Raw genomic sequence first — 25,086 nt, forward strand, 5'->3', positions numbered from 1 at the left:
GGGTGGCGTGTTCAGTTCAGGGCTGGTTTCTGTCTAACCAGTCACCGCTTTCAATCAGAGTTAACCCATCAACAGGACGTTGATATACATACATCCATGCGCTGCCGTAAGGCGTCTGGATTAACTGGCGTGCGTATTCACCGCCCCTGGTGCGCAAAGCATCAAGTTCGGCCAGCGTGGCGTTATCAATTCGATAAACTTCACCGTATACCGCTCCGTTTCCCGGAACTGCGCCTGGATAGTGGCCCAGACTATACAACTGGTAGTTATCGATACGGTAATCGCCAAGCAATTGGGCATTGGTCATCCAGTGACTGTTGCCTTGTTTCTGTCGTAAACTGCCATAGACAAATATTCGCATTGCTAAAACTCAAACTGATAGAGCAAATCAAGTGCCTGATCTACGCCAGACACTGCTTCCAGATATAGCTTAGGCATCAGGCGATAACGTAACGTGAGCGTCGCCAGAGAGTCAAATATCCCTACACCATACTTCACCTGTAGACCCGGCAGTACATAGCCGCTGACCACAACCTGGGACGAATCGCCCACCCCTTGCGTGTCCAGCGCCAGATTACTTACACCGAATGTCTCTCCGATTTTACCCACAACCTGACCACTTTGCGCAACCCCCAGGCCAATAAGCATGGAAGTCATTGCTGCGCTATCACTCTGATTGCTGTCCAACCCCTGCCCACGCAGCAGATAAGAAAGCGCTTCAGCCTGCGGCATCGCCGGATCGGAGAAGATTTCCGCTTTGGGTTCATCAGCAGTGCCTGTGACACGCACGCCCGCAATGACATCGTCTTCGGTGGCGTCAGGGTTACGGATCGCTTCGATATTGAGCAGCGGCTGATCCGGCGGGCCGGAGAACAGCAGCTCGCCTTTACGGACAAGCAGGTCCTGGCCGTAGGCGCGGAATCGGCCGTCAGGAATATTGATTTGACCATTCAGCCCCAGCCCCTGCTTATCCTGCGCGACTTTCAAATCGCCGGTCAAACGCGCTTTAAGCCCGAAGGCGTCGATGCGCACGTTGTTGCCGACGTGGACCGTCAGATTACTGTTGATGGGAATAGACGCTGTCTGCGGCATTTCTGGTTGCAAGTCATTGTTGAGCATAACCACATCGCTGGAGACGCCGACCGCGCTCTCCGGCAGGTCGTGCACCACAATTCGCGCCCACGGAACGTCCACACGCCCATCCAACGTGAACAGCGAAGGCGTCGCGTCAAAGACCACATCCGGCGAGACATCCAGGCGCACCATCGGCGGAACGGTAATCCGCACCCGGCTGCCTTTCGCCGTCACCCGCGCGCGCCAGTTGTCAATCTGACTCCAGTCGGCGTTACCGTTCAGGTTAATTTGCCCTTGTTGTGTTCGCACGATACCGGCGAGCGTCGAACGCGTCCCGCTAAAGTTCATGGTGAGCTGGCTCGGCTGCATCTCAAACGGCATAAAATTACCGTCAATATCCAGCGCGCTAAGCTGCAACTGACCAAACAACTGCGGGCTTTGCACATCGCCGCCCAGACGTAGCCTGGCGTTTAACATTCCCGCCGCTTTTTCGCCGCGCGAAAAGACAGGGTTGACCATCGCCAGATTGAGATTGCGCATGTTGACGTTACCGCCGAGATTGCGCCGCCCCTGAGGATCGGTTACCTGCACCTGGCCATCGAATTGACCATTGTTCGTCAGGCGAATCAGCCATCCCAGCTCGGCGCGATTATTGTGCAGATCGGCGCTGAGGTTCAGCGTCTCAAACGCGACCGGTAACGGCGCGTCATTGACGGTCTGCGTGACCTTCACATTACGACCGGAAAGCGTGACCTTCCCCTGCGGCAATCCCTCCTGGGTGGTGTCCCACGACACGTCCGCTTTCCCGCTAAAGATCCCACTGGCCTGAGTGGTATCAGGCATAAATGGCTTCAGCATCGCCAGATCAAAGCGGTTGAGATTGACCACCGCCCGTCCTGCGGCGCCCGCATCAATGGTTTGCGGGATGCACAGCTCGGCGTTCGGGTTCAGCCAACAATGCGGCCCGATACTGATTTTCTGTTCTTTATTACGGTAGTCCAGCGCAATCGCGCGGGTCAACGACCATGGCCCCACTGGCGTCTGGAAACGGGTGTCGCTTAACGTCCCTTTCCAGCGCGCCGCCTCGCGATCAAAACTGCCTGTCAGGGAGAGTTGACCGGATACCGGTTCTCCCTGAACACGGAGCTGTAGCTGATGCTGCTTCTCGCTGCCTTTGGCGTCAAGCGTCACCAGATTGATGTTAACGTCGGGCTGCGAAATCCGCTCTACGCGAACGTTGAGATGGCCCGCTATCTGATCGGTGGATTTAATATCGCCCTCAATGCGCGCCTGGGCGACAGACAGCTCCTGCCAACGCAGGCCGCGGGCGGTGATATCCGCCAACAGCTGCGGCGCTTCTACCGTACCGCGGACTTTAACGATTCCTTTTGCCATGCCGCCCAGCCCTGGCAGCGCATTATCCAGCCCTGGCGCATCGATGGCGGCGTCAAGATTCAGCTCCTTAACGCCAAGCTCGCCTTTTATATCGGCGCTGTTTGGGCCCAGCGCAAGGTGCAGCCCCGGGATCGTCCACTGCATGTAGCTGTTGCCCTTTAGCGTCCCGTTGACGTTAACGCTGTTCTGCTTCACATTGCCGGTCAGCTTGAGCTCCGGAACATCCATCTGCCAGGTGCCGCCGTAGAGGCTGCCTTTGGTTTTCATGACGCCGTTAAGCTTCGCGGGCCAGTCCGGGATCTCTTTAGCGGTATTGATGCCATTCAGCGTCAGTTCGCCACGCCAGCTAATCGCCTGCTGCCAGTCCACCAGCGCTTTCAGTTCGGTTTTTCCCTCCAGAGCGGCGACGGTGAGTTTATCGAGATTAATCTGCCGCTCATTCCCTTTAGCATCCAGCGTAATGGTCGCCGGCGGAATATCTTGTCCTTTCACGGCGGTTCGCATCGACAACGTATAGTCGGTCATCTTACCGCTCAGTTTGAGCTTCAGATCGTCAGCCTGAAACTGGGTATCACCCGTCAATGGCCAGGCAATGCGTTGGCTGACGACTTCAAGATTGAGCGGTAAACCGGCCTCCGCCAGCCGCGTCTGGGCGCGAAGCGCGACATCCATCGGCCCGGAAAGGTTCACCCCGACCTCCAGTTGTTCGCGTAGCGCGCCGCCGACCTTGAGTTTTATCTTTTCACCCTTTAGCGGATCGATATTCAGCGTACTGTTGAGCGTAATATCAACCGGCCAGTTATTGGCGAGCTGCGCCGTACCAGAGGCTTTCACCGTGCCCTGGTTGGCTTCGATATCCAGAGTATCCAGCTTCATATTACCGTCGATACTGCTGACTTTAAGCAGCATCGTGCGCACCGTCAGATCGGTATCGCCAGTGATGCGTAGCTGCTCGCCGCGAAATGACTCGATATTCAGATTGAGCGGCAGGTGAACATCGGTCATCTCCGGCATTACCGGTTTTGCAAACAGATCTTTTAGCGTTTCGCCAAGCGGCTTTTCATCCGGTTGAGGTTTCTCGATTTTGGGTTCAACCACCTCTTCCTGCGCCACGTCAGCGACCTTCGGCAGCGCAATCAGCAGTCCCTGAAGCCGCGTCGGTTTCAGGGTCAGGTTTTTCTCCTGCCATGCCAGCCCGGAGGTAAAATCCAGCACCGAAACGGTAGTGTCATCAATCTTGATATTGATGTTATTCAGCGCCACGCGCGACAGCGTGATGGGCCAGGGGGTGGAGAGGTTCAGCGGTCCGCTTTCTTCCTCTTCTTGCGCCGGTTCGGAAGGCGGCATTTTTTTGCTGTCGATAGCGACATTAATGTCTTTTAGCGCCAGATCATTGACGCACAGGCTACTGCGCCACAGGCAATCAAGCCCGACGGCCAGATGAATTTCGCCCGCATTCACCGCAACGCCCGGCTGCTCATAGCGGATATTTTTTAACGATAAGTCCCGCCAGCCGCCGGTGACCTGCCCAATCTCCAGCCCCGGCACCCAGCGGTTCGCCGCACTGAATACCAGATGCAGCCCCGTCGTCGTCCCGACCAGAAACGCAACGCTCGCCAGTAACACCACAATGAAAATCAACACGCCGAGGCTTATTTTCTTCCATAAACTCATAATTCAGGCCCCAGACCGATATAAAACTGTAAACCGTGTTCGTCTTTGTCGCCGACCGGTACGGCAAAATCGAGTTTGATAGGCCCAACCGGCGACGCCCAGCGCACGCCGACCCCGGTCCCGGTTTTGAAATCGCTGCGGCGAATATCACTCACCGCCTCGCCGCTATCGACAAACACCGCCCCCCACCATTTGCCGGTGACGTTATACTGGTACTCCAACGATCCGGTTGCCAGTTTTGAGGCGCCTTTAAGATTGCCGTCGCTGTCTTTAGGCGAAATAGATTTGTATTTATAGCCGCGAATACTGCGGTCGCCCCCGGCGAAGAAACGTAAATCCGGCGGAACTTTGTCGAAATCACCGGTTTCTATCCAGCCTAAATTGCCGCGCATCACAAAACGGTGGCGATCGTACAAAGTCCGAATCCAGACGTTTTGCGCCTGCAGCACGGAGAAATCCACGTCGGAGCCCCAGGCCGTATTCGAATAGTCTACTGAATAGCGCTGCGAATCGCCCCAGGTTGGCATCAGCCCCCCTCGCGAGCGGGTTCGGCTGATCATCACGCCCGGGTAGAACAGCATGGTGGTATTGGTGACGTTCCCCTGGGTAAAGTGGTCGAAACTCCAGCGCAGGTTAATCGCCCGCTGCCAACCGCTGGAAAGGTCCCAGTAACGCGACACGGCAAGCGTGGTCGAGTCCTGCTCCGTATCATTCAAATCGGTACGTTTAAAACCGCCCTGTACCAGATAGTATTGCTCCAGCGGGTTTTTCAGCAGCGGCATTTTATAACTAAAATCCAGCACCTGTTCCGGCGCAGAAATACTGGTGCTGGTGGTCAGGCTATGACCGTAGGAGTTCATCCACGGTTTTTTCCACGACGCTTTCACGCGCGGCCCGACGTCGGTGGAGTACCCCACCCCGGTTTCAATCGTGTTTTCGGTTCGCGGCGATACCACGCCTTTTAACGGCAGAATTTTTGTTTTACGCGATTTCTCAAATTCCGGCGCCACCACGACAGAATTAAACCATCCGGTAGCGGAAAGTCGGCGGTTTAGTTCCGCCAAATCTTTCGATTCGTACTCATCACCCTCTTTAAACGGCAACAGATTTTGTAAATATTCATCACGAATCTGCGAACCTTCGAAGGTGACAGGTCCGAAGCGATAGCGCTCACCGCTATCATAATCAATATCCCAAAACGCCTGATGACGGCCCAGAGCAATTCCCAACTGACTTTTAACGAATTCGCTGTCGAAATAGCCTTTACGTAGCGACACGCTGGTTAACGACTTTTTAAAATTGTCATAGTCTCCCTGGTTCAGCACCGTGCCGATTGCCGGACGCGTTTTCAGTAAGGCCAGATAATCTTTGTCCGTACGCGCGCCGCCGCGTAAAATGACTTCTGTACCGCCAATCAACACCGGCTGGCCGGGCGTAACCCTGGCGATTAATACCTGCCGTCCTTTCGCAGGCGGTGGAAGCAAGTCGAATTTGATAGTGGGTTCGTAATAGCCTAACGCTTTAAGCCCTTCGCGAATCGCATCATCAACTCGGGCGCGAAAGCGCCGATCCGGCGTCACCTCATCGCTCTGAATCGTAGAGAGCTGTGCGCGAACGTTTTTTTCCAGCTCTCCGGATAGCCCTTCGACTTTCAGACGAACATTTGCGGCTACCGCAGAACTGCTCAGGCACAGTAAGCTAACCCAACATAACTGACGGATATGTGGCACATTTTCTCCTGAATATCCCCTATTCCCACCCCTGGAAAAAATCACACTACCGCTCCGCGGCTTAACATAAAATCAACAATTGCGATTGAAAAGCAGACGACTGCCCAAATATTTCTTATGGTTAAATCCAGATACATTAATGTTGTTATTGTGTGCAAAGATGCGTCTCGTTACAACCTTAACGCCAATTAACGCTTTCGGGAGAATAGCTCATGAGTTTATTTGATAAAAAACATCTGGTTACTCAAGCAGATGCGTTACCAGGACGCAACACCCCGATGCCGATCGCCACTCTGCATGCGGTAAATGAACACTCTATGACCAATGTCCCTGCCGGGATGGAGATCGCCTACTTCGCTATGGGCTGTTTCTGGGGCGTAGAACGTTTATTCTGGCAATTGCCCGGCGTATATAGCACCGCGGCAGGGTATGCAGGCGGTTACACGCCTAATCCAACCTACCGGGAAGTCTGCTCCGGGCAGACCGGTCATGCCGAAGCGGTACGGATAGTGTACGATCCTGCCGTTATCCGTTATGAGCAGCTTTTACAGACCTTCTGGGAAAATCACGATCCGACGCAGGGGATGCAACAGGGTAACGATCACGGTACGCAATACCGTTCTGCGATTTATCCCTTAACGCCGGAACAGAATGCCGCCGCTCACGCCAGTCGCGAGCGCTTTCAGTCGGCAATGGCCGCCGCCGGAGACCATCGCCCTATTACCACGGAAATCGCCCATGCGACGCCGTTTTACTACGCCGAAGATGAACACCAACAGTATCTGCACAAAAATCCATACGGTTACTGCGGGATTGGCGGGATCGGCGTTTGCCTGCCGCCTGACGCGTGACGACGCTGGCGTAGGGGGAACTTGTCGGAGTTGAAAATGAACCCTCTGGCGACTTTACAGTAGCTTACGCTATACTAGCCCTGAACTTATCGGCTCACTGCTACGAGCCGGTTTTCATTAAACGTTACCACACGGATTTATAAACTTCCCTTCCGAGGATCTGGCGTTTCGCCGGATAAGATATGTTAAACAGTATATTCATTATATTCTGCCTGATCGCTGTAAGTGCGTTCTTCTCCATCTCCGAGATCTCGCTTGCCGCATCACGTAAGATTAAACTTAAGCTATTAGCTGATGAAGGCAGTATCAACGCACAACGCGTATTGAAAATGCAGGAAAATCCCGGCATGTTTTTCACCGTTGTGCAAATTGGCCTGAACGCCGTCGCTATTCTTGGCGGTATCGTCGGCGATGCGGCATTTTCGCCCGCCTTTTCCGCCCTTTTCTCGCACTATATGTCGCCAGAACTCTCCGAGCAGCTGAGCTTTATTCTCTCTTTCTCGCTGGTGACGGGGCTGTTTATCCTGTTCGCGGATTTAACCCCGAAACGCATCGGTATGATTGCGCCAGAAGCTGTGGCTTTGCGTATCATCAACCCGATGCGCTTCTGCCTGTTCGTTTTTCGCCCGCTGGTGTGGCTGTTTAACGGCATGGCAAACAACATCTTCCGCCTGTTCAAAATTCCAATGGTGCGGAAAGACGACATTACTTCTGATGATATTTACGCAGTGGTGGAAGCCGGCGCGCTGGCGGGCGTCTTGCGCAAGCAAGAGCATGAACTGATTGAAAATGTGTTTGAACTTGAATCCCGCACCGTACCGTCTTCCATGACGCCGCGCGAAAGTATCATCTGGTTTGATCTGCACGAAGACGAACAAAGCCTGAAGAAAAAGGTCGCCGAACATCCGCACTCAAAATTTTTGGTGTGTAATGAAGATATCGACCACATCATCGGCTATGTAGACTCCAAAGATCTGCTGAACCGCGTGCTGGCGAACCAAAGTATGGCGCTGAATGGCGGCGTGCAAATTCGCAATACCTTGATTGTGCCGGATACGCTGACCCTTTCTGAGGCGCTGGAAAGTTTCAAAACGGCGGGCGAGGATTTCGCGGTCATTATGAATGAATACGCACTGGTCGTCGGTATCATTACGCTGAACGATGTGATGACCACGCTAATGGGTGACCTGGTCGGCCAGGGACTGGAAGAGCAAATTGTGGCGCGCGATGAAAATTCCTGGCTGGTTGACGGCGGCACGCCGATTGACGACGTCATGCGCGTGCTGGATATCGATGAGTTTCCGCAATCCGGCAACTATGAAACCATTGGCGGCTTTATGATGTTTATGCTGCGCAAGATCCCAAAACGTACTGATTCGGTGAAGTTTTCCGGCTACAAATTTGAAGTGGTGGATATCGACAACTACCGTATCGATCAGTTGCTGGTGACGCGTCTCGACAATAAAAGCAACGTACCGGCGCCGAAACTGCCCGATGCGCAAGGTAAAGAAGACAGCGCGGCCTGAAATCCGTTTGCCAGAAACATCAACGGCTCCTGATTCAGGAGCCGTTTTTTTTTACTTTTTTAACCTACTGCATAGCACTTTTGGTTACGCCATCTCAGTTTGCAGACGCATAACCTGACGGTTAACTTCAGACATCACAGACAAGTGCTGCTTGTCTCTCACTTTTGGGATAAGAATCTTACCCTTATCGAACTCAAAAGCGCCAACATCCTTGATATATAACCGTCCACGGAACAGGATCTTCACGTACTTCGCCACCTGTAGCGGGTTGTAGCGTTGGAAAATTTTCATTGTTGTCTCCTGCAGAGTATTACGCCCTTGCGGTGCCACAATCGGCCCAACAGTTTTAAGGCGCAAATTTTAATGCCATATGACTATAGACCATATCTACGTCGTTTCCAGTGTGCATAAGTATATTTACCTTTTGATTACAGTTATTCAGAATTATCTAAACATCAGCTCATTTTTCTCAGTATATGCCTTCATTTTTCACAGGAAGTGTGCGCCCGCCCGCAAACTGGCATCCCCTTTGCGGGAAAAAGCATCAATCGCACATATGATTAACTATCGGCCCAAAGTGGTCGGATCACCTGCAAAAAAATAAAGAAGGAATGACCATGACCCTACGTAAAATTCTGGCGATGTCGTGTCTGCTACTCCCCATAATGGCTTGTGCGCATAACCTTGAAGATAACCAACGGGTGCCGCCGGTAGGCATTGCCGATCGTGGCGAACTGACGTTGAATAAAGATGAGTTTAGTTATAAAAACTGGAATAGCGCGCAGCTGGCGGGAAAAGTGCGCGTCCTGCTGCACATTGCGGGTCGAACGTCAGCGAAGGAGAAAAACGCCACGCTGATTGAAGCGATTAAATCCGCCGGGCTCCCGCATGACAGATACCAGACGACCACAATTGTGAACACCGATGATGCGATCCCCGGCTCCGGTATGTTCGTGCGTAGCAGTATAGAAAGTAATAAAAAGCTCTACCCGTGGTCGCAATTTATTGTCGACAGCAATGGCGTGGCGCGTAACGCCTGGCAATTAAAAGAAGAGGGGTCCGCCGTCATCGTGCTTGACAAAGACGGTCGGGTTCAATGGGTGAAAGATGGCGCGTTAACCCAGCAAGAGGTACAGCAGGTGGTCGACCTGCTGCATAAGCTCCTCAGTAAATAGTCACCCGGAAGCCGGGGTTAAGGAACGATTCACGAGGGGTATAGTCCAGCGTTTTTCCCTGCCAGTCGTGAACGTGCGCCCCGGCTGCAACGGCAATGGCATGACCTGCGGCAGTGTCCCAGACGCTGGTCGGCCCAAATCTGGGGTAAAGCTGCGCCTGGCCTTCCGCCACAAGGCAGAATTTCAGCGAGGAACCAATAGAGGTGGTCTGATGTTCGCCAAGCTGTTGGAGATATTCGGTGAGTTCATCATCCGTATGCGAACGGCTAATCACCACCAGCGGCGGGCGGGCATCCCGGACCTGAATCTGCTTACGCACCCCGCACTCCTCTTTCCAGGCCTTACCTTCCGCCGCGTAGTACATCACTTTCAGCACCGGCGCATAGACCACGCCCAACACCGGCTTGCCCTGCTCAATCAGCGCGATATTGACCGTGAATTCGCCATTGCGCTTGATGAACTCTTTGGTGCCGTCGAGCGGATCGACCAGCCAGTAGCGCTGCCAGTGCTGGCGCACTTCCCAGGCAGGCGGATCTTCTTCTGAAAGCACCGGAATATCTGGCGTGAGCGTGCGTAACCCTTCGAGAATCACGGTATGTGCGGCGATATCCGCCGCAGTGACTGGAGAATCGTCCTGCTTGCGGGCGTACTCCATCGGTTTGGCTCCATCATAAACCTGCATAATGGCATCGCCCGCGTTCCGTGCAAGCTGGCATACTTGTTCTAACATTCTCCACCTCTTTATGACAGGGGCGTTAACTCGTTGTTTTACTTATACCCGATCGTTAAGGGTTCCGCCAACTGTGATACCGTCTGCGGTTTTGATAATACCTTTCATGGCATGATTCACCCTTCTGTGAACACTCGCAAAAAATCGGCCGGATGGGGCGGTTTCGCCTTCTTCTGGCGACGGTCGGAACGATATCGGGTTTCACTGTTTATCATCGCTATTTTTCACTATCCGGCTTTTCTATTGCGTTCTTAAAAGGTGCCTCTAATGATTAAGTTTAGTGCAACGCTTCTGGCTACGCTGATCGCCGCCAGCGTGAATGCGGCCACCGTCGATCTCCGCATCATGGAAACTACTGATTTACATAGCAACATGATGGATTTCGATTATTACAAGGATACCGCAACCGAAAAATTCGGATTGGTACGTACCGCAAGTTTGATTCATGCCGCCCGAAATGAAGTCAAAAACAGCGTGCTGGTGGATAACGGCGACCTGATTCAGGGGAGCCCTCTGGGCGATTATATGGCGGCAAAAGGGCTCAAAGACGGTGACGTTCACCCGGTCTATAAAGCGCTCAACACTCTGGATTACGCGGTTGGAAACCTCGGCAACCATGAGTTTAATTATGGTCTGGACTATCTGCATAACGCGCTGGCCGGCGCGAAATTCCCTTATGTTAACGCCAATATTATCGACGTTAAAACCCAAAAGCCGCTCTTTACGCCTTATCTGATTAAAGAGACGAACGTTATTGATAAAGACGGCAACCCGCAAACTCTGAAAATCGGCTATATCGGCTTTGTTCCGCCGCAAATCATGATTTGGGATAAAGCGAATCTGAGCGGCAAAGTTACCGTCAATGACATTACGGAAACCGCCCGGAAATATGTGCCCGAAATGCGCGAGAAAGGCGCTGATATCGTGGTGGTCATTGCTCACTCAGGCCTTTCTGCCGATCCGTACCACAGCATGGCGGAAAACTCGGTTTATTACCTCAGCGAAGTTCCCGGCGTCGACGCGATTATGTTTGGCCACGCTCACGCCGTCTTCCCCGGTAAAGATTTTGCCGACATCAAAGGCGCGGATATCGCCAAAGGTACGCTTAACGGCATTCCTGCGGTAATGCCTGGCATGTGGGGCGACCATCTGGGAGTGGTCGATCTGGTGCTCAATAACGACAGCGGCAAATGGCAGGTTACGCAGGCGAAAGCGGAAGCGCGGCCTATTTACGACGCCGCCGCTAAAAAGTCGCTGGCAGCGGAAGACAGTAAGCTGGTCAATATTCTGAAAGCCGATCACGATGCCACCCGCGAGTTTGTCAGCAAGCCCATCGGTAAATCCGCCGATAATATGTACAGTTATCTTGCTCTGGTGCAGGACGATCCTACCGTACAGGTGGTGAATAACGCGCAAAAAGCGTATGTGGAACACTTTATTCAGGGCGATCCGGATCTGGCGAAACTGCCGGTGCTGTCCGCCGCCGCGCCGTTTAAAGTTGGCGGGCGTAAGAACGATCCTGCCAGCTTTGTCGAGGTGGAAAAAGGCCAGTTGACCTTCCGTAACGCCGCCGATCTTTATCTCTATCCGAATACGCTGGTGGTGGTGAAAGCCAGCGGCAAAGAGGTAAAAGAGTGGCTGGAATGTTCTGCCGGACAGTTTAATCAGATTGATATTCACAGCAACAAACCGCAATCGTTGATCAATTGGGATGGCTTTCGCACCTATAATTTCGATGTCATTGACGGCGTGAATTATCAAATCGATGTGTCACAGCCCGCCCGCTATGATGGCGAATGCCAGATGGTGAATCCGCAGGCGGAACGTATTAAAAACCTGACCTTTAACGGTAAGCCTGTCGACCCGAACGCTACGTTCCTGGTCGCCACGAATAACTATCGCGCTTACGGCGGCAAGTTTGCCGGCACGGGCGACAGCCATATCGCCTTTGCGTCTCCGGATGAAAATCGCGCCGTGCTGGCGGCATGGATTGGCGCAGAATCAAAACGCGCGGGCGAAATCCATCCGGCGGCGGATAATAACTGGCGTCTGGCGCCAATCCACAGCGATACGGCGCTGGATATCCGCTTTGAAACATCGCCAGGCGATAAAGCCGCTGCCTTCATTAAAGCGAAAGGGCAGTATCCGATGAAGAAGGTTGCCGTCGATGATATCGGTTTTGCCATTTATCAGGTGGATTTAAGCAAGTAACGTGTGTCCCGTATGACGCTACGTTTATTCGGCCTGCCAGTCAGGCCGAATAAAGCGCTAGCCGCCATCTGATAAACGGTCCCGCTGCGCCAATACCTGCGGCAAATTCAGTTCTATCCAGTCCGCCAGCGCGGCGACTTTATCGCTCACCTGCTCGCCAAGCGGCGTCAGGCTGTACTCCACATGCGGCGGAACAACTGGATATGACACCCGGTTGAGAAATCCGTCCTGTTCAAGCGCCTGTAACGACTGCGCCAGCATCTTTTCACTCACGCCTCCCATCTTGCGGCGCAGGTCGCTAAAACGGTGTGTACCGTCGCGTAACGCGACCAGAATCAGTACGCCCCAGCGACTGGTGACATGTTTTAACACCTCACGGGACGGGCACTGTTCAGCAAAGAGATTACCTTCACGCAACTGCCGGGAAAGAGTATGAGCGCGCATTGATACTTACCTTTTTGTACGTACTTACTAAAAGTAAGTCTAGGTGGTAGCGTAATAAAACACAAGACCAACACTGAGGAGTTCACCATGATTGCTATCACTGGCGCAACAGGCCAACTGGGCCAACACGTTATTGAAAACCTGCTAAAAACGACGCCCGCCAGCCACCTCGTTGCGATCGTCCGTAACCCGAAAAAAGCCGTCCCGCTCAGTCAGCGCGGGATCGCCGTTCGCCAGGCGGATTACGCTAACGAAGCCGCGCTGACCACCGCCTTACAGGGCGTTGATAAACTGCTGCTTATATCATCCAGCGAAGTGGGACAACGCACCGCGCAGCACCGCAACGTTATTCAGGCCGCCATTGCCGCGAAGGTGAAATTCATCGCCTATACCAGCCTGCTACATGCGGATAAATCGCCGCTGGCGCTCGCCGATGAACATATTGAAACGGAAAAAATGCTGGCTGAGTCAGGTATTCCTCACACGCTATTACGTAACGGCTGGTATACGGAAAACTACCTGGCGAGCGTCCCTGCCGCGCTGAAGCATGGCGTCTTTATTGGCGCAGCGGGACAAGGGAAAATCGCCTCCGCAATGCGCGCTGACTATGCCGCCGCCGCCGCGCGCGTCATCCGTGAAGAGGGTCACGCCGGGAATGTCTACGAGCTGGCGGGTGATGACGCCTGGACATTACGCCAGTTGGCGGATGAACTTACTCATCAGAGCGGAAAAAAAATCGTCTACCAGAACCTGAGCGAAGTCGATTTTGCCGCCGCGCTGAAAGGCGCAGGCCTGCCTGACGGACTGGCGGATATGTTGGCCAATTCTGACGCTGGCGCGGCGAAAGGCGGCCTGTTTGATGACAGCCATACGCTGCGTAAACTCATCGGTCGCCCGACGACGACGCTCACAGAAAGCCTTCGCTCCGTACTGTAAGTGTTAAAATTTGGTTAATTTATGTGGCATCCTCATAGACCTTCTCTGATAATGACGGAACGGTTTATGAGGAGAATCTGATGATTAGCGGCGTGCTATACGCCCTGCTGGCAGGGCTAATGTGGGGATTGATTTTCGTCGGCCCGTTAATCGTGCCAGATTACCCGGCCCTCTTACAGTCAATGGGACGCTATCTGGCGCTGGGGCTGATTGCCCTGCCGATTGCTTGGTTAGGCCGCACGCGGTTACGCCAGTTGACGCGCAAAGACTGGTCCACCGCCCTGTCGCTGACTCTGATGGGCAATGTAATCTATTACGCCTGCCTCGCCAGCGCCATTCAGCGAACCGGCGCGCCGGTGTCGACGATGATCATCGGGACATTGCCAGTCGTCATTCCGCTTTTCGCTAACGTTCTCTATAGCCAACGAGACGGCAGATTATCCTGGCGGCGTTTAGCGCCCGCGCTGGCGCTTATCGGTTTTGGCCTGCTGTGCGTCAATATTGCTGAACTTAGCCAGGGATTGTCCGATGTTAGCGGCTGGCGCTATGGTTCAGGCATTGTGCTGGCGCTGATTTCCGTAGCGTGCTGGGCATGGTATGCGCTGCGCAACGCCCGCTGGCTGCGGGAAAATCCCGACAAACATCCCATGATGTGGGCAACGGCGCAGGCGCTGGTTACGCTGCCGGTCTCGTTAATCGGCTATGCGGCGGTCTGTCTGTGGCTGAGTATCCAGAAACCGCTGTTTACCCTGCCCTTTGGCCCGCATCCCGCGCTGTTTATCGGTCTGATGATCGCCATCGCGGTGCTGTGTTCCTGGGTGGGCGCGCTGTGCTGGAATATCGCCAGCCAAAAATTGCCAACCGTTATTTTAGGGCCGCTGATTGTTTTTGAGACGCTGGCGGGACTGCTCTATACCTTCATTCTGCGCCAGGAAATCCCGCCATTCCTGACGTTAAGCGGCATTGCGCTCCTGGTGGCGGGCGTGGTCATTGCCGTGAGAGCGAAACCGGAAAAAGCGACCGTCGTTCCGGTCACGGAACGCTAATTTCATACTCGCTTAAATTATACGCACCCCGAAAGAGTTATAGCCTCGCCTTAAAGATGCATTTAAAATACAACTTATATTATTGCAAATGAGGTAACGGCTATGGCTTATCGCGATCAACCTTTAGGCGAACTGGCGCTCTCTATTCCCCGCGCATCGGCGCTGTTTCGCCAGTACGATATGGATTACTGCTGCGGCGGAAAACAGACGCTGGCGCGCGCCGCCGCGCGTCACGACGTCGATATTGACATCATTGAAGCGCAACTGGCGCAATTGGCTGAACAGCCCATCGAAAAAGACTGGCGCGCCGTTCCGCTGGCGGACATTATTGACCATATCGTTGTGCGCTATCATGACCGACATCGCGAACAACTGCCGGAGCTTATCCTGCAGGCAACCAAAGTGGAACGCGTTCACGCGGATAAGCCAAACGTCCCACGCGGCCTGACAAAATATCTCACCGCGCTGCATGAAGAGCTTTCCAGCCATATGATGAAAGAAGAACAGATCCTGTTCCCCATGATCAAACAGGGTATGGGTCGCCAGGCAACGGGCCCGATAAGCGTAATGGAAAGCGAGCATGACGAGGCGGGAGAGCTGGTAGACGTCATCAAACACGTCACCCAAAATGTAACGCCGCCGCCAGAAGCGTGTACCACCTGGAAAGCGATGTATAACGGCATTAATGAGATGATTGATGATCTGATGGAGCACATCAGCCTGGAGAATAACGTGCTGTTCCCACGCGCGCTGGCCGGGGAATAATCCATCGCCAATAAACGATCCTGAACGTATAGACAGGATCGTTTATTCTGAATCGACTAACGCTTTTTAGCGAGAGGTGAATGCATTATTAATAACCTCATATTTCCCCTCCTCAGTGACCAGATAATAACCGCTCTTGTCGATATGCGCAGTATCCAGCGTCCGCGTGACGTTACGCCGTTGCCCGCTATCCACCAGCGTATCACCGAAGAAATAGAGATAACGATCGTCATGAGCAAAAACATCAGAAAATGAACCATCGGGATTTTTAAACCACACCAATGGTCCAATAGGGTCGATAATCTGCACGCCCCCATCGCCGATAAAATAGATCTGTTTACCCACCAAATTAGCGCCAGCTTTCAGCTGTACCTGCGGATCAGGCAAGCGGGTGATGGTTAATACCCTGTCGACCGGAGAGACATACTTCGCCTGGTACAATAGATCTTTGTACTGTGCTACCGTCCAATTGTAATGAATGGGATGGAAATATTCTGGATCAACATTGGGAATAGTCGCTATTCGGCAGTCATCGCCTCGGCGCGATGCCTCTCGCGTCATCCATGTCACCTTATCCCGCTGTACATTAAACGTATTGAGACAGTCTTTGCCGAAGTAATAGCGTTTTACGCCTGCTTTATCGCGATAGAGTAACTGCACGCCAGCGACCCAGCGCACAACATGAAAAGAGTTCGGATCGGCATCAATTGCCACACCATTAACAAAAACCTGCGTGGCGGTACGTAGAATAGTGTCCCACGGGCCAGGATTAGATGTAGTATCGCAGCTGGTCGGCGAAAACAGAATATTACGCTGCTCCCAGGATTTAACGCCCAGAATGGAATATCCCTGCGCACTAGCCAGCCAGCGTCCCTGAAAGTAGAGGTTGCGCCTGTCTTTAAGCACATCGCCGGAGTCGCTTAATTTGATATTGCCGCCGACCTGCTGCAACGAATCTATATCGACCCTTTTTTCACCATGATTATCATCTGTGCGCTCGCCGTCGAAGTAAAGACTATCTTTATCAGCGGCAAAGCGTCCATACGCCCGAAAAGTCGCTGCATCCACTGGCGGCTTACCCGGTGGATTTTGTACGATTTTCCCAGCCCATAAAATATGCTGGCCGTCGGTTAGCCAATAAAACTGCCAGAAATCATTTTTTATTAGCGATGAAAAAGCGGCGACATGAACAAAATCATTACTCATTTTTCCACGGTCATTATATTCATTAACAATGCGGTCAGGAACGTGCCGTAGTTGACTAAATTTTACCTCTCGAATTTCAATATCTTTAAAATTAATACCATAATCATAATCTTCTTCAACTACATATTTCGTTCCCTGCCCCCACGGCTGATAGTGAAACAAAGCATATGGAATGTCGGAACAGGCCAGAGCTAACACTGGTGCCAGCATTAATAAAATCGATAAACAGAACTGTTTTATTCTCAACATTGCGCCATCCTGCGCTAGTGGTAATCAGAGGGAAGCAAAGAGATAACGTCAGTGGGCGCTGGTGATACCGTCGTCCACTCTGTTAATATCGGGTTATAGCGCTGCCATTGATCACGTGAGATCTGGCGATATAATTGCCCATCCGCGGACAAAGCCAGATGGTAGTAATTATAGGTAACTCTATCTATTTTCAGCGCCGGAAGTTTTTCCTGCGACGTAAAAATGCGCAGTACCCCCTCGCCCAACGCATTCGTGCTCACCTGATAAATACGATCCTTATACCAACCGGTGTTCCCGTTCAGACGAAAAAAATACTCCGGATCGACACCCGGCAGGGTTTCCACCTTACAACTGCTCCCGGCGTTGGTTGCCTCATGCTTCAGCCATGTCACCTCACGCAGGCCAATATTAAAATAGCCGCAGTACCGACTGGAATTATCAATCTCATAGTCATGCTTACCGGTTTTATCACGATAAATTAGTACCTCGCCAGGCATCCAGCGAATGATTTGAAACGTATTAGCATCAGCGGTAATGGGTATGCCGTTCACAATCACCCGTTGCGCCGTCGTCACAATAAACTCCCTTGCCGAAGTGGAATCCAGCCTCAACACGCGAAACCCATCGGCCCGCCCCAGCCAGCGGCCTTCATAATAGAGATTATTTTTATCCCGCAGCAGATTCCAGATTTTCGTCTCTGCCAGAGTCGCCATATCCACACGTTTTTCACCCGCATTGCTATCACGACGTTTACCATCAAAATAGAGACCGTGTTTATCGGCGGCAAAGGCGCCAAAAGACTGAAAGCTGGCAACATCAACGGCAGGCTCATCCCCGGTATTCTGGACGATTTTGCCTGCCCACAGGATAAAGCGCCCATCGCTGAGATAAGCGTGCTGACAAATATGATTGTCGTCGCAGTTATGGCTGTCGGGATTGATTTCTATTAACGGGCGAGGGTCTTGCGGGTGAGATAAATCGGCAATACGCCGTAAATGCGAATAGCTAACGTCAGGCAGTCGGGAGAGAATTTGCGGTTCGTCGTCGGCGGTATAAAAAACGCCGTCCTTATCCTGCTGATACTGAAAATCTGCGAACGCAGGAACGGGCAGCAGCAAAAGCGTAGCGCTTAAAATCCAGCGTCGAATGGTCATAATTACAGTTTGAAATAGGAGATTAATTTGTTACTTAAACCACTTTTTCAACATATTATCCAGCGCGAGCCGCCATTATAGGAATTCATCAAGGCGGCACTTGCCGTCAGCCTGCAATTTACAGCTGCTCTTCCTGGAGAAACGTTTTTCGCGTCTTTGCATCAGCGGACAAACACTCATTTCCTGAGCTTTTCATCTCCATACGCTATCAAATGTGGCGAGAAAAATAGCTCGTTAAGGAGCGGGAAGCGACAAAATGGGGCGTAAAAATGAAGAAAGCGCCCCGGTGGGTACGTTATGCGCATACCCCCTCGCCTAAGCGAGAGGGATAAATCCGTCATTTAGCCAGTTTGTTCTTACGCAGGAACAGCCAGCCCAGACCCAACGCGATAAACCACAGCGGCGTCACGATCAGCGCCTGGCGCGTATCGTCTTCCAGCGTCAGTAATACCAGCACGAACGCAAAGAACGCCATACAGACCCAGCACATCAGCTTACCGAGCGGCATCTTATAGATGGATTTTTCATGCAGGTGGGGACGCTTTTTGCGGTACACCAGGTATGAACACAGAATGATGGTCCAGACAAACATAAACAGGATGGCCGAAACCGTAGTGATCATGGTGAATGCGCCAATCACGCTCGGGTTGACCATCAGCATAACCACGCCGCCCAGCAGGCAGATACAGGAGAAGGTCAGGCCTTTCGCCGGTACCGCGCGTTTCGATAGCTTAGCGAACGCTTTTGGCGCCACGCCTTCTTGCGCCAGGCCAAACAGCATACGGCTGGTCGAGAAGACGCCGCTGTTGGCGGAAGACGCCGCCGAGGTCAGCACAACAAAGTTGATCACGCTCGCGGCGGCAGGCAGACCCACCAGTACAAACAGCTCAACAAACGGGCTCTTATCCGGCACCACGGAACTCCACGGCGTCACCGACATAATGACAATCAGCGCAAAGACGTAGAACATGATGATACGGATCGGTATTGAGTTAATCGCGCGCGGCAGCGATTTTTCCGGATCTTTAGTTTCTGCGGCGGTAGTACCGACTAGCTCAATGCCCACGAAGGCGAACACCGCAATCTGGAAACCGGCAAAGAACCCGCTAATACCTTTCGGGAACCAGCCGCCGTCATTCCACAGATGCGCGAAAGACGCTTCAACGCCTGTCGGCGATTTAAAGTGCATCGCAATCATCACCAGCCCGACCACAATCAACGCTACGATGGCGACGATTTTGACCATAGCAAACCAAAATTCCATTTCACCAAACATTTTAACGGTGGCGAGGTTGAGGCTTAGCAGCAGGATCACTACCGCCAGCGAGGCGACCCAATCGGAAAGGCCGGGAAACCAGAACTGCGCGTAGGCGGTAATCGCCACCACGTCAGCCATACCGGTCACTACCCAGCAAAACCAGTACGTCCAGCCGGTGAAATATCCCGCCCAGGGGCCAAGCAGGTCGGAAGCAAAATCGCTAAACGATTTATATTCCAGATTCGAGAGCAGCAATTCCCCCATGGCGCGCATCACGAAAAAAAGCATAAAACCGATGATCATATACACAAAAATGATCGACGGTCCGGCGAGACTGATCGTTTTACCCGATCCCATAAACAGACCGGTACCAATAGCGCCGCCAATAGCGATAAGCTGTATATGACGGTTTGTAAGATTGCGCCGTAGCGACTGTTCAGCCGGAGCCTGTTCGTCGGCTGCGACTTTTACCTGATCTACCATGTTTTTCTTCCTGTACCTGTCTGTGTTGTGCGGGCTCTACGGCCTTTGGTCTATGATACGACGATCCTGTTATCAGGACTCATCGATATTAGGTAAGAATCGGCGGGATGAATACTCAGATTCAAATACAATGTTAATTTTATGTTTAAAATGAGTGTTATATCACTTTGATAATGCGAATTAGCTCACAAAAATACACGTAACGACGCCATTTGCAAAATAAAATATTGGCATCTGCTGAAGTCAGGGTTGCCGGATAAGGCGTTTACGCCGTCATCCGGCAAACCCGGGGCGCTTACAGAATTTCCAGCAGTTCCACTTCAAACACCAGGGTGCTGAATGGCGGAATAGAGGCCCCGGCCCCACGCTCGCCATAGGCCAGCTCCTGTGGGATAGTCAGTTCCCATTTGGAACCTACCGGCATCAGAGTCAGCGCTTCAATCCAGCCGGCGATCACGCCATTTACCGGGAATTCAGCCGGTTCGCCGCGCGCGACGGAGCTGTCAAATACGGTGCCATCAATAAGCTTACCGGTGTAATGCACGCGTACGCGGTCGGTACGCGCCGGAATCGCGCCTTCGCCCTGCGTCAGAACGCGGAACTGTAAACCAGATTCAGTACTGTTCACACCGTCTTTTTCGCGGTTTTCTTCCAGGTATTTCACGCCTTCGGCCGCCATCGCTTTGAAACGCTCACGACGCACCGCGTCCGCACGCTCATGAATTTCACGCAGCGCACGATGCACCACATCAACAGGAACCGCCGGGTGTTTACCTTCCAGCGCATCAGCAATGCCTGCAACCAGCGCTTCAGGCAACAGCCCTTCAAGACCGGATTCGCTGAGCTGCTGCCCTACCTGCAAACCAATGCCGTAGCTCGCTTGCGCTTCAATAGTGTCAAAAGTCGGGGTGACCATTATTTTTCCTTCATCGGATATCAAAAAAGTAGCGGGCAGCATAACAGCCACGCTTCTTCTGGTAAAACTTTGTCTCAGGGAGGATGACAAATCGCAGGGAAAAAGAAACAATAGATTATCCGTATTGATGTCACGAAAGCGGATAGCACTACCAGTATCATAGCGTTAGCCATCTATACTCTATGATTAAGGAACGAGATGCGGAGCAGGAGGTAAACCATGCCCGGGCGCTTTGAATTAAAACCAACCCTGGCGAAAATCTGGCACGCGCCGGATAATTTTCGCATCATGGAGCCGCTGCCGCCTATGCATCGTCGTGGCATTATCATTGCCGCTATCGTGCTGGTGATCGGTTTCCTGCTGCCCGCCAGCGAGACCAGCGACTCGCCTGTCGTCACGCGGGAAGCGCAATTGGATCTGCAATCGCAATCACAGCCGCCGACAGAGGCCCAGCTTCAGGCGCAGCTGGTCGCGCCGCAAAACGATCCGGATCAGGTGGCGCCCGTTGCGCCGGAACCTATTCAGGAAGGCCAGCCGGAAGAACAAAACCAGCCGCAGACGCAGCCTTTCCAGCAGGATAGCGGCATCGGTCAACAGTGGCGCTCGTACCGTGTAGAGCCTGGTAAAACTCTGGCGCAACTGTTCCGTGACCACGGACTGCCCCCGACAGACGTTTATGCAATGGCGCAGGTAGAAGGTGCTGGCAAGCCGCTGAGTAACCTCAAAAATGGTCAAATGATTAAAATTCGCCAGAATGCCAGCGGGGTGGTGACAGGTTTAACGATAGATGGCGATAACGGTCAACAGGTGCTGTTTACGCGTCAGCCTGACGGCAGTTTTATTCGCGCACAGTAACGCCGGCTACGCCTTATCCCGCCTGTACCCTATTCGTTCAGGTGAAGCATTACCGCTTCGCCTTATTCACCCACCAAATCCCCGAACATACCAGCACCAGCGCCATCATGTATTTCCACTCCAGAATATTCTCGCCGAGAAAAATAGCCGAAAGAGCCGCGCCAGAAACCGGGATCAGAAAGTTAAACGGCGCAATCATCCCCACGCGATTATATTTGAGTAAAATGCTCCATAGCGCAAAAGCGACCGACGAGAGCAGCGTCAGGTAGACTAAAATCGCCACCGACGAGAAGCCATGTATCGTCAGCGTACCGCCAAAAACGTAACCGCCAAAGACCAGTACCAGACCGCCAATCCCCAATTGATAGCCAGTCATGACCATCGGATCGACCGTCTGCGAGAGACGTTTGCCATACAACGTGGCCGCAGAAAGAATAAACGCCGCCAGCACCACGGAGCCTTCTCCCGGCAGATTAAAGCTGAAATCCAGGCCGTTGCTGACGTTCACCACCATGACGCCCGCAAAGCCCAGAATACAGCCGAGCGTTTTGTTGTAGCTCAATCGGTCGTTCTGATAAATAAAGTGCGCCAGCAATACGCTGAAGAATGTGCCTGTCGCGTTCATGATTGAGCCTTTCACGCCGGAGGTAAACGCAAGGCCGATATAGAAAAAGAGATATTGCAGCGACGTCTGGGTCAGCCCCAGTAACGTTAACTGAGCAAACTGGCGCGGACGAAACCGACCAATCGGTTTACGCTGAAGCAGCGCGAACAGTAGCAGCAACCCACCCGCAAACAAAAAACGATAACCAGCAAAAACAATTTTAGAAGGGATATCGTCGGTGGCTATCTGAAAGAGGTCATAACCGCTTTTGATGGCTGGATAAGCGCTGCCCCATAGCAGGCAACAAAATGCGGCACACACATAAACGACGTTTTTGCGGGCAAACGGGGAGGCCTGGCGTTGGGTATCCATTCTTTCACCAAGAAATTAAAATAATGTTTTATTTTTGATTATCGCGAAAAGAGGGGGAGATAGCCAGTCGAAAAGCGATGGGGTTAAAAAAGCAAAACGTCGGCGCTGGGCCGACGTTTCGTTGCTAGCAAAAACGAGAATGCCTGATTACTCAGCAACCACGTTGATGATAACTTTTGCGAATACTTCGCTGTGAACCTGGAAGTTCACTTCGTGTTCGCCAGTGGTACGCAGAACGCCGTTCGGCAGACGAACTTCGCTCTTAGCCACGTCAACGCCAGCCGCAGTAACAGCGTCAGCGATGTCGCGAGTACCGATGGAACCGAACAGTTTACCTTCGTCGCCTGCTTTAGACGCGATAGTAACGGTTTCCAGGGCGTTGATTTTCTCTGCGCGTGCATTTGCAGCAGCCAGAACGTCAGCCAGTTTAGCTTCCAGTTCAGCGCGACGTGCTTCGAAGTATTCAACGTTTTTCTTGGTAGCCGGAACAGCTTTACCCTGTGGTACCAGGAAGTTACGAGCATAGCCCGCTTTAACGTTAACCTGATCACCCAGGCTACCCAGGTTTGCTACTTTATCAAGCAGAATAACTTGCATTACCTTATCCTCTCAAAGTCGTATTAATGGACCGTGACCGATTACTGATGGCGATCAGTGTACGGCAGCAGAGACAGGTAGCGAGCGCGTTTGATAGCGCGAGCCAGCTGACGCTGGTATTTTGCACGGGTACCGGTGATACGGCTTGGGACAATCTTACCGCTTTCGGTGATGTAGTTTTTCAGCGTAGCGATATCTTTATAGTCGATCTCTTGAACGCCTTCCGCGGTGAAACGGCAGAACTTGCGACGACGGAAATAACGTGCCATATGGCTAGTCTCCAGAATCTATCAATTCAATCTGCTCGGCATGCAGAACCATTTTGCTCAGACCGTTCTTTGCCTTGTGGCAAGAAATAAACCCCTGAACGGTTATGCGGCTGCCGACCGTTATACTGTGAGTAATGGCCTGGTTTTCGTGTCCGCTAACAATAACGGGCATTTGGCACCACGCCTGCCGGTGAAAGCCGGCTTCCTCTTGCACAGAACGATGCTCAAGCACGAACTGGCAATGCGGAATTCCTGATGGACTGACCTTTCGAAGGGGGGCCCTGCACACGGTGCCGGACAACGCCAGACGGTTGGTCATCAGAAATTACTCTTCAGAATCCCCAGCTTCAGCATCATCTGCGGTTTCGTTAGCGAAATCATCGCGACGCTCACGGCGCTCGTCTTTCGCTTTAACCATCGGAGAAGCTTCGGTAACAGCGTGCTTAGTACGCATAACCATGCTGCGGATAACGGCATCGTTGAAGCGGAAGGTAGTTTCCAGCTCATCGATCACTTCCTGCGGCGCTTCAACGTTCATCAGAACGTAGTGCGCTTTGTGCAGTTTGTTGATCGGGTAAGCCAGCTGACGGCGGCCCCAGTCTTCCAGACGGTGGATCTTGCCTTCTGCGCCAGTGATGGCGGCAGAGTAACGCTCGATCATGCCCGGAACCTGTTCGCTCTGGTCAGGATGGACCATAAAAACGATTTCGTAATGACGCATCGAATTGCTCCTTACGGATTATTCAGCCTCCTGTCTGGGTCAGCCGCGGCCCATGGAGGCAAGGAACGTGTTAAAGGTCGGCTGAAAAATGACGCGTTATAATACTGGCGCCTGCGGGCAAACTCAAGGTGATTGTACAATTATTTATCGTGCCGAACGTAACGCCTGTCCCGTCGCATTTTGCTGCTGAGATATTAACTTCATATCGCACACCACTATAAACGGCCTGTTGCGGCAGAGAAATTGACACTGTGGTCAGCGCACTTTTTTGCCACACAGGGTTTCTTAAACATAGCGGCATACATCAATGGGTTGTTAATCAGGTAAAAAACGACAATACGATAATTTTTTGAACAACAGCATCAGAAAAGGTCGCCATCTCTGCGGCGGGTTATGGTTAAAATTAAACCAGAAGCGATTCACTAAAGGGGGATATCGCCAACCAGACCGCGCTGCTGAGGAGGTACTCTATGCGAGCCCGGATAATGTTATTTCTGGCTGCGCTTTTGCCTGGCATAACGGCAATGGCAGCCATCGAGTTAAATAATCATCAGGCCAGAAATATGGATGATGTGCGCAGCTTAGGCGTGATCTACATCAACCACAACTTCGCCACGGAAAGTGAAGCCAATCTGGCGCTGAATGAAGAGGCCGACGCGCGAAACGCAATGTATTATCACGTCATACTTATCCGGGAACCGGGTAACAACGGCAATATACACGCCAGCGCGAATATTTATCGCTAGCATCAGGAAAACCAACGAAAAAGCCATAGTTGATTTGCCCCCTGAACAGGGGGCTTTTTTCGCGGAAAGATGGCTCCGGAATTAGACCTGTGACATCCC

25 protein-coding genes are annotated in these 25,086 nt (G+C 52.4%); 9 read left to right on the forward strand and 16 right to left on the reverse strand.

The genetic code is table 11. The features are described from left to right. Window positions 1-16: 16 nt before the first annotated feature. The 3 genes from NA330_RS10015 to tamA are packed head-to-tail and all read right to left on the reverse strand — an operon-like array spanning window position 17 to window position 5,873. Window positions 17-361 carry a gamma-glutamylcyclotransferase family protein gene (locus NA330_RS10015; protein WP_001219167.1) on the reverse strand — a complete coding sequence of 115 codons (345 nt, stop codon included), beginning with the start codon at window positions 359-361 and terminating at the stop codon, window positions 17-19. A gap of 2 nt (window positions 362-363) precedes the next feature. Next, entirely contained in the window at window positions 364-4,143 is a 3,780-nt protein-coding gene (gene tamB, locus NA330_RS10020; protein ID WP_023241860.1) for an autotransporter assembly complex protein TamB, read from the reverse strand. Then, window positions 4,140-5,873, reverse strand: a complete 1,734-nt coding sequence (gene tamA, locus NA330_RS10025; RefSeq protein WP_023194692.1) for an autotransporter assembly complex protein TamA — start codon at window positions 5,871-5,873, stop codon at window positions 4,140-4,142. Before tamA ends, tamB begins: the two co-directional genes overlap by 4 nt. Window positions 5,874-6,085: 212 nt before the next feature. Between tamA and msrA the strand changes: the two genes are divergently transcribed. Together msrA and NA330_RS10035 are read left to right on the forward strand one after the other, a co-directional pair. After that, on the forward strand, window positions 6,086-6,724 hold the full coding sequence (gene msrA / locus NA330_RS10030) for a peptide-methionine (S)-S-oxide reductase MsrA (RefSeq protein WP_000051467.1): 639 nt from the start codon (window positions 6,086-6,088) through the stop codon (window positions 6,722-6,724). Between the two features lie 182 nt (window positions 6,725-6,906). Further along, complete coding sequence (locus tag NA330_RS10035; RefSeq protein WP_000934970.1) at window positions 6,907-8,250, forward strand: hemolysin family protein; 1,344 nt, start codon at window positions 6,907-6,909, stop codon at window positions 8,248-8,250. Window positions 8,251-8,334: 84 nt separating this feature from the next. Here the strand turns inward: NA330_RS10035 and NA330_RS10040 are convergent, their stop codons facing one another. Then, entirely contained in the window at window positions 8,335-8,541 is a 207-nt protein-coding gene (locus NA330_RS10040) for a DUF1107 domain-containing protein (protein WP_000689229.1), read from the reverse strand. A gap of 326 nt (window positions 8,542-8,867) precedes the next feature. On the opposite strand from NA330_RS10040, the gene NA330_RS10045 reads away from it, so the two are divergent. Beyond that, a complete protein-coding gene (locus NA330_RS10045) occupies window positions 8,868-9,425 on the forward strand; it encodes a YtfJ family protein (protein WP_000175300.1) in 558 nt (185 codons plus the stop codon). Here the strand turns inward: NA330_RS10045 and cysQ are convergent. After that, window positions 9,415-10,155: a 3'(2'),5'-bisphosphate nucleotidase CysQ gene (gene cysQ, locus NA330_RS10050; RefSeq protein ID WP_000893398.1), complete on the reverse strand. Its 741-nt coding sequence runs from the start codon at window positions 10,153-10,155 to the stop codon at window positions 9,415-9,417. The two genes, NA330_RS10045 and cysQ, sit on opposite strands and share 11 nt — an antisense overlap. Before the next feature lie 267 nt (window positions 10,156-10,422). Here cysQ and NA330_RS10055 point away from each other — a divergent pair, with 267 nt between their 5' ends. Then, window positions 10,423-12,366, forward strand: coding sequence for a bifunctional 2',3'-cyclic-nucleotide 2'-phosphodiesterase/3'-nucleotidase (locus tag NA330_RS10055; protein ID WP_023194691.1), 1,944 nt, complete (start codon window positions 10,423-10,425; stop codon window positions 12,364-12,366). Between the two features lie 57 nt (window positions 12,367-12,423). On the opposite strand, the gene NA330_RS10060 is transcribed toward NA330_RS10055, so the two are convergent. Continuing rightward, a complete protein-coding gene (locus NA330_RS10060; protein ID WP_001201295.1) occupies window positions 12,424-12,810 on the reverse strand; it encodes a winged helix-turn-helix transcriptional regulator in 387 nt (128 codons plus the stop codon). Window positions 12,811-12,897: 87 nt separating this feature from the next. Between NA330_RS10060 and NA330_RS10065 the strand changes: the two genes are divergently transcribed. From NA330_RS10065 to ytfE, 3 genes are all read left to right on the forward strand, one after another. Further along, entirely contained in the window at window positions 12,898-13,746 is an 849-nt protein-coding gene (locus tag NA330_RS10065) for an SDR family oxidoreductase (protein ID WP_023241861.1), read from the forward strand. 80 nt (window positions 13,747-13,826) lie between these two features. Continuing rightward, window positions 13,827-14,792: a DMT family transporter gene (locus NA330_RS10070; protein WP_000623290.1), complete on the forward strand. Its 966-nt coding sequence runs from the start codon at window positions 13,827-13,829 to the stop codon at window positions 14,790-14,792. A gap of 102 nt (window positions 14,793-14,894) precedes the next feature. Continuing rightward, window positions 14,895-15,557: an iron-sulfur cluster repair protein YtfE gene (gene ytfE, locus NA330_RS10075; protein WP_000331471.1), complete on the forward strand. Its 663-nt coding sequence runs from the start codon at window positions 14,895-14,897 to the stop codon at window positions 15,555-15,557. Window positions 15,558-15,623: 66 nt separating this feature from the next. Here the strand turns inward: ytfE and NA330_RS10080 are convergent, their stop codons facing one another. The 4 genes from NA330_RS10080 to fklB form a co-directional block, all read right to left on the reverse strand. Next, window positions 15,624-17,012 carry a hypothetical protein gene (locus tag NA330_RS10080; RefSeq protein WP_023194689.1) on the reverse strand — a complete coding sequence of 463 codons (1,389 nt, stop codon included), beginning with the start codon at window positions 17,010-17,012 and terminating at the stop codon, window positions 15,624-15,626. Between the two features lie 14 nt (window positions 17,013-17,026). After that, window positions 17,027-18,166, reverse strand: coding sequence for a DKNYY domain-containing protein (locus tag NA330_RS10085; RefSeq protein WP_000155543.1), 1,140 nt, complete (start codon window positions 18,164-18,166; stop codon window positions 17,027-17,029). A gap of 337 nt (window positions 18,167-18,503) precedes the next feature. Beyond that, window positions 18,504-19,907, reverse strand: a complete 1,404-nt coding sequence (gene cycA / locus NA330_RS10090; RefSeq protein ID WP_000228321.1) for a D-serine/D-alanine/glycine transporter — start codon at window positions 19,905-19,907, stop codon at window positions 18,504-18,506. Window positions 19,908-20,202: 295 nt separating this feature from the next. Beyond that, on the reverse strand, window positions 20,203-20,823 hold the full coding sequence (fklB, locus tag NA330_RS10095; RefSeq protein WP_023241862.1) for an FKBP-type peptidyl-prolyl cis-trans isomerase: 621 nt from the start codon (window positions 20,821-20,823) through the stop codon (window positions 20,203-20,205). 219 nt (window positions 20,824-21,042) lie between these two features. On the opposite strand from fklB, the gene NA330_RS10100 reads away from it, so the two are divergent. Continuing rightward, complete coding sequence (locus NA330_RS10100; RefSeq protein WP_001119446.1) at window positions 21,043-21,678, forward strand: OapA family protein; 636 nt, start codon at window positions 21,043-21,045, stop codon at window positions 21,676-21,678. Between the two features lie 49 nt (window positions 21,679-21,727). Here NA330_RS10100 and NA330_RS10105 read toward each other — a convergent pair whose 3' ends face one another. From NA330_RS10105 to NA330_RS10130, 6 genes are all read right to left on the reverse strand, one after another. Then, a complete protein-coding gene (locus NA330_RS10105; protein ID WP_023241863.1) occupies window positions 21,728-22,654 on the reverse strand; it encodes a DMT family transporter in 927 nt (308 codons plus the stop codon). Between the two features lie 147 nt (window positions 22,655-22,801). Beyond that, window positions 22,802-23,251: a 50S ribosomal protein L9 gene (gene rplI / locus NA330_RS10110; protein WP_001196065.1), complete on the reverse strand. Its 450-nt coding sequence runs from the start codon at window positions 23,249-23,251 to the stop codon at window positions 22,802-22,804. A gap of 41 nt (window positions 23,252-23,292) precedes the next feature. After that, window positions 23,293-23,520 carry a 30S ribosomal protein S18 gene (rpsR, locus tag NA330_RS10115; RefSeq protein ID WP_000135199.1) on the reverse strand — a complete coding sequence of 76 codons (228 nt, stop codon included), beginning with the start codon at window positions 23,518-23,520 and terminating at the stop codon, window positions 23,293-23,295. A 4-nt stretch (window positions 23,521-23,524) separates the two neighbouring features. Beyond that, on the reverse strand, window positions 23,525-23,839 hold the full coding sequence (gene priB / locus NA330_RS10120) for a primosomal replication protein N (RefSeq protein ID WP_001519453.1): 315 nt from the start codon (window positions 23,837-23,839) through the stop codon (window positions 23,525-23,527). A gap of 6 nt (window positions 23,840-23,845) precedes the next feature. Beyond that, window positions 23,846-24,241: a 30S ribosomal protein S6 gene (rpsF, locus tag NA330_RS10125; RefSeq protein ID WP_001216673.1), complete on the reverse strand. Its 396-nt coding sequence runs from the start codon at window positions 24,239-24,241 to the stop codon at window positions 23,846-23,848. 70 nt (window positions 24,242-24,311) lie between these two features. After that, entirely contained in the window at window positions 24,312-24,518 is a 207-nt protein-coding gene (locus tag NA330_RS10130; RefSeq protein WP_024149235.1) for a hypothetical protein, read from the reverse strand. A gap of 193 nt (window positions 24,519-24,711) precedes the next feature. On the opposite strand from NA330_RS10130, the gene yjfY reads away from it, so the two are divergent. Continuing rightward, window positions 24,712-24,987: a DUF1471 family protein YjfY gene (gene yjfY / locus NA330_RS10135; RefSeq protein WP_023241864.1), complete on the forward strand. Its 276-nt coding sequence runs from the start codon at window positions 24,712-24,714 to the stop codon at window positions 24,985-24,987. The last annotated feature ends 99 nt before the right edge of the window (window positions 24,988-25,086 follow it).

The sequence above is a fragment of the Salmonella sp. NW722 genome, from assembly GCF_051702785.1.
GTDB lineage: Bacteria > Pseudomonadota > Gammaproteobacteria > Enterobacterales > Enterobacteriaceae > Salmonella > Salmonella enterica.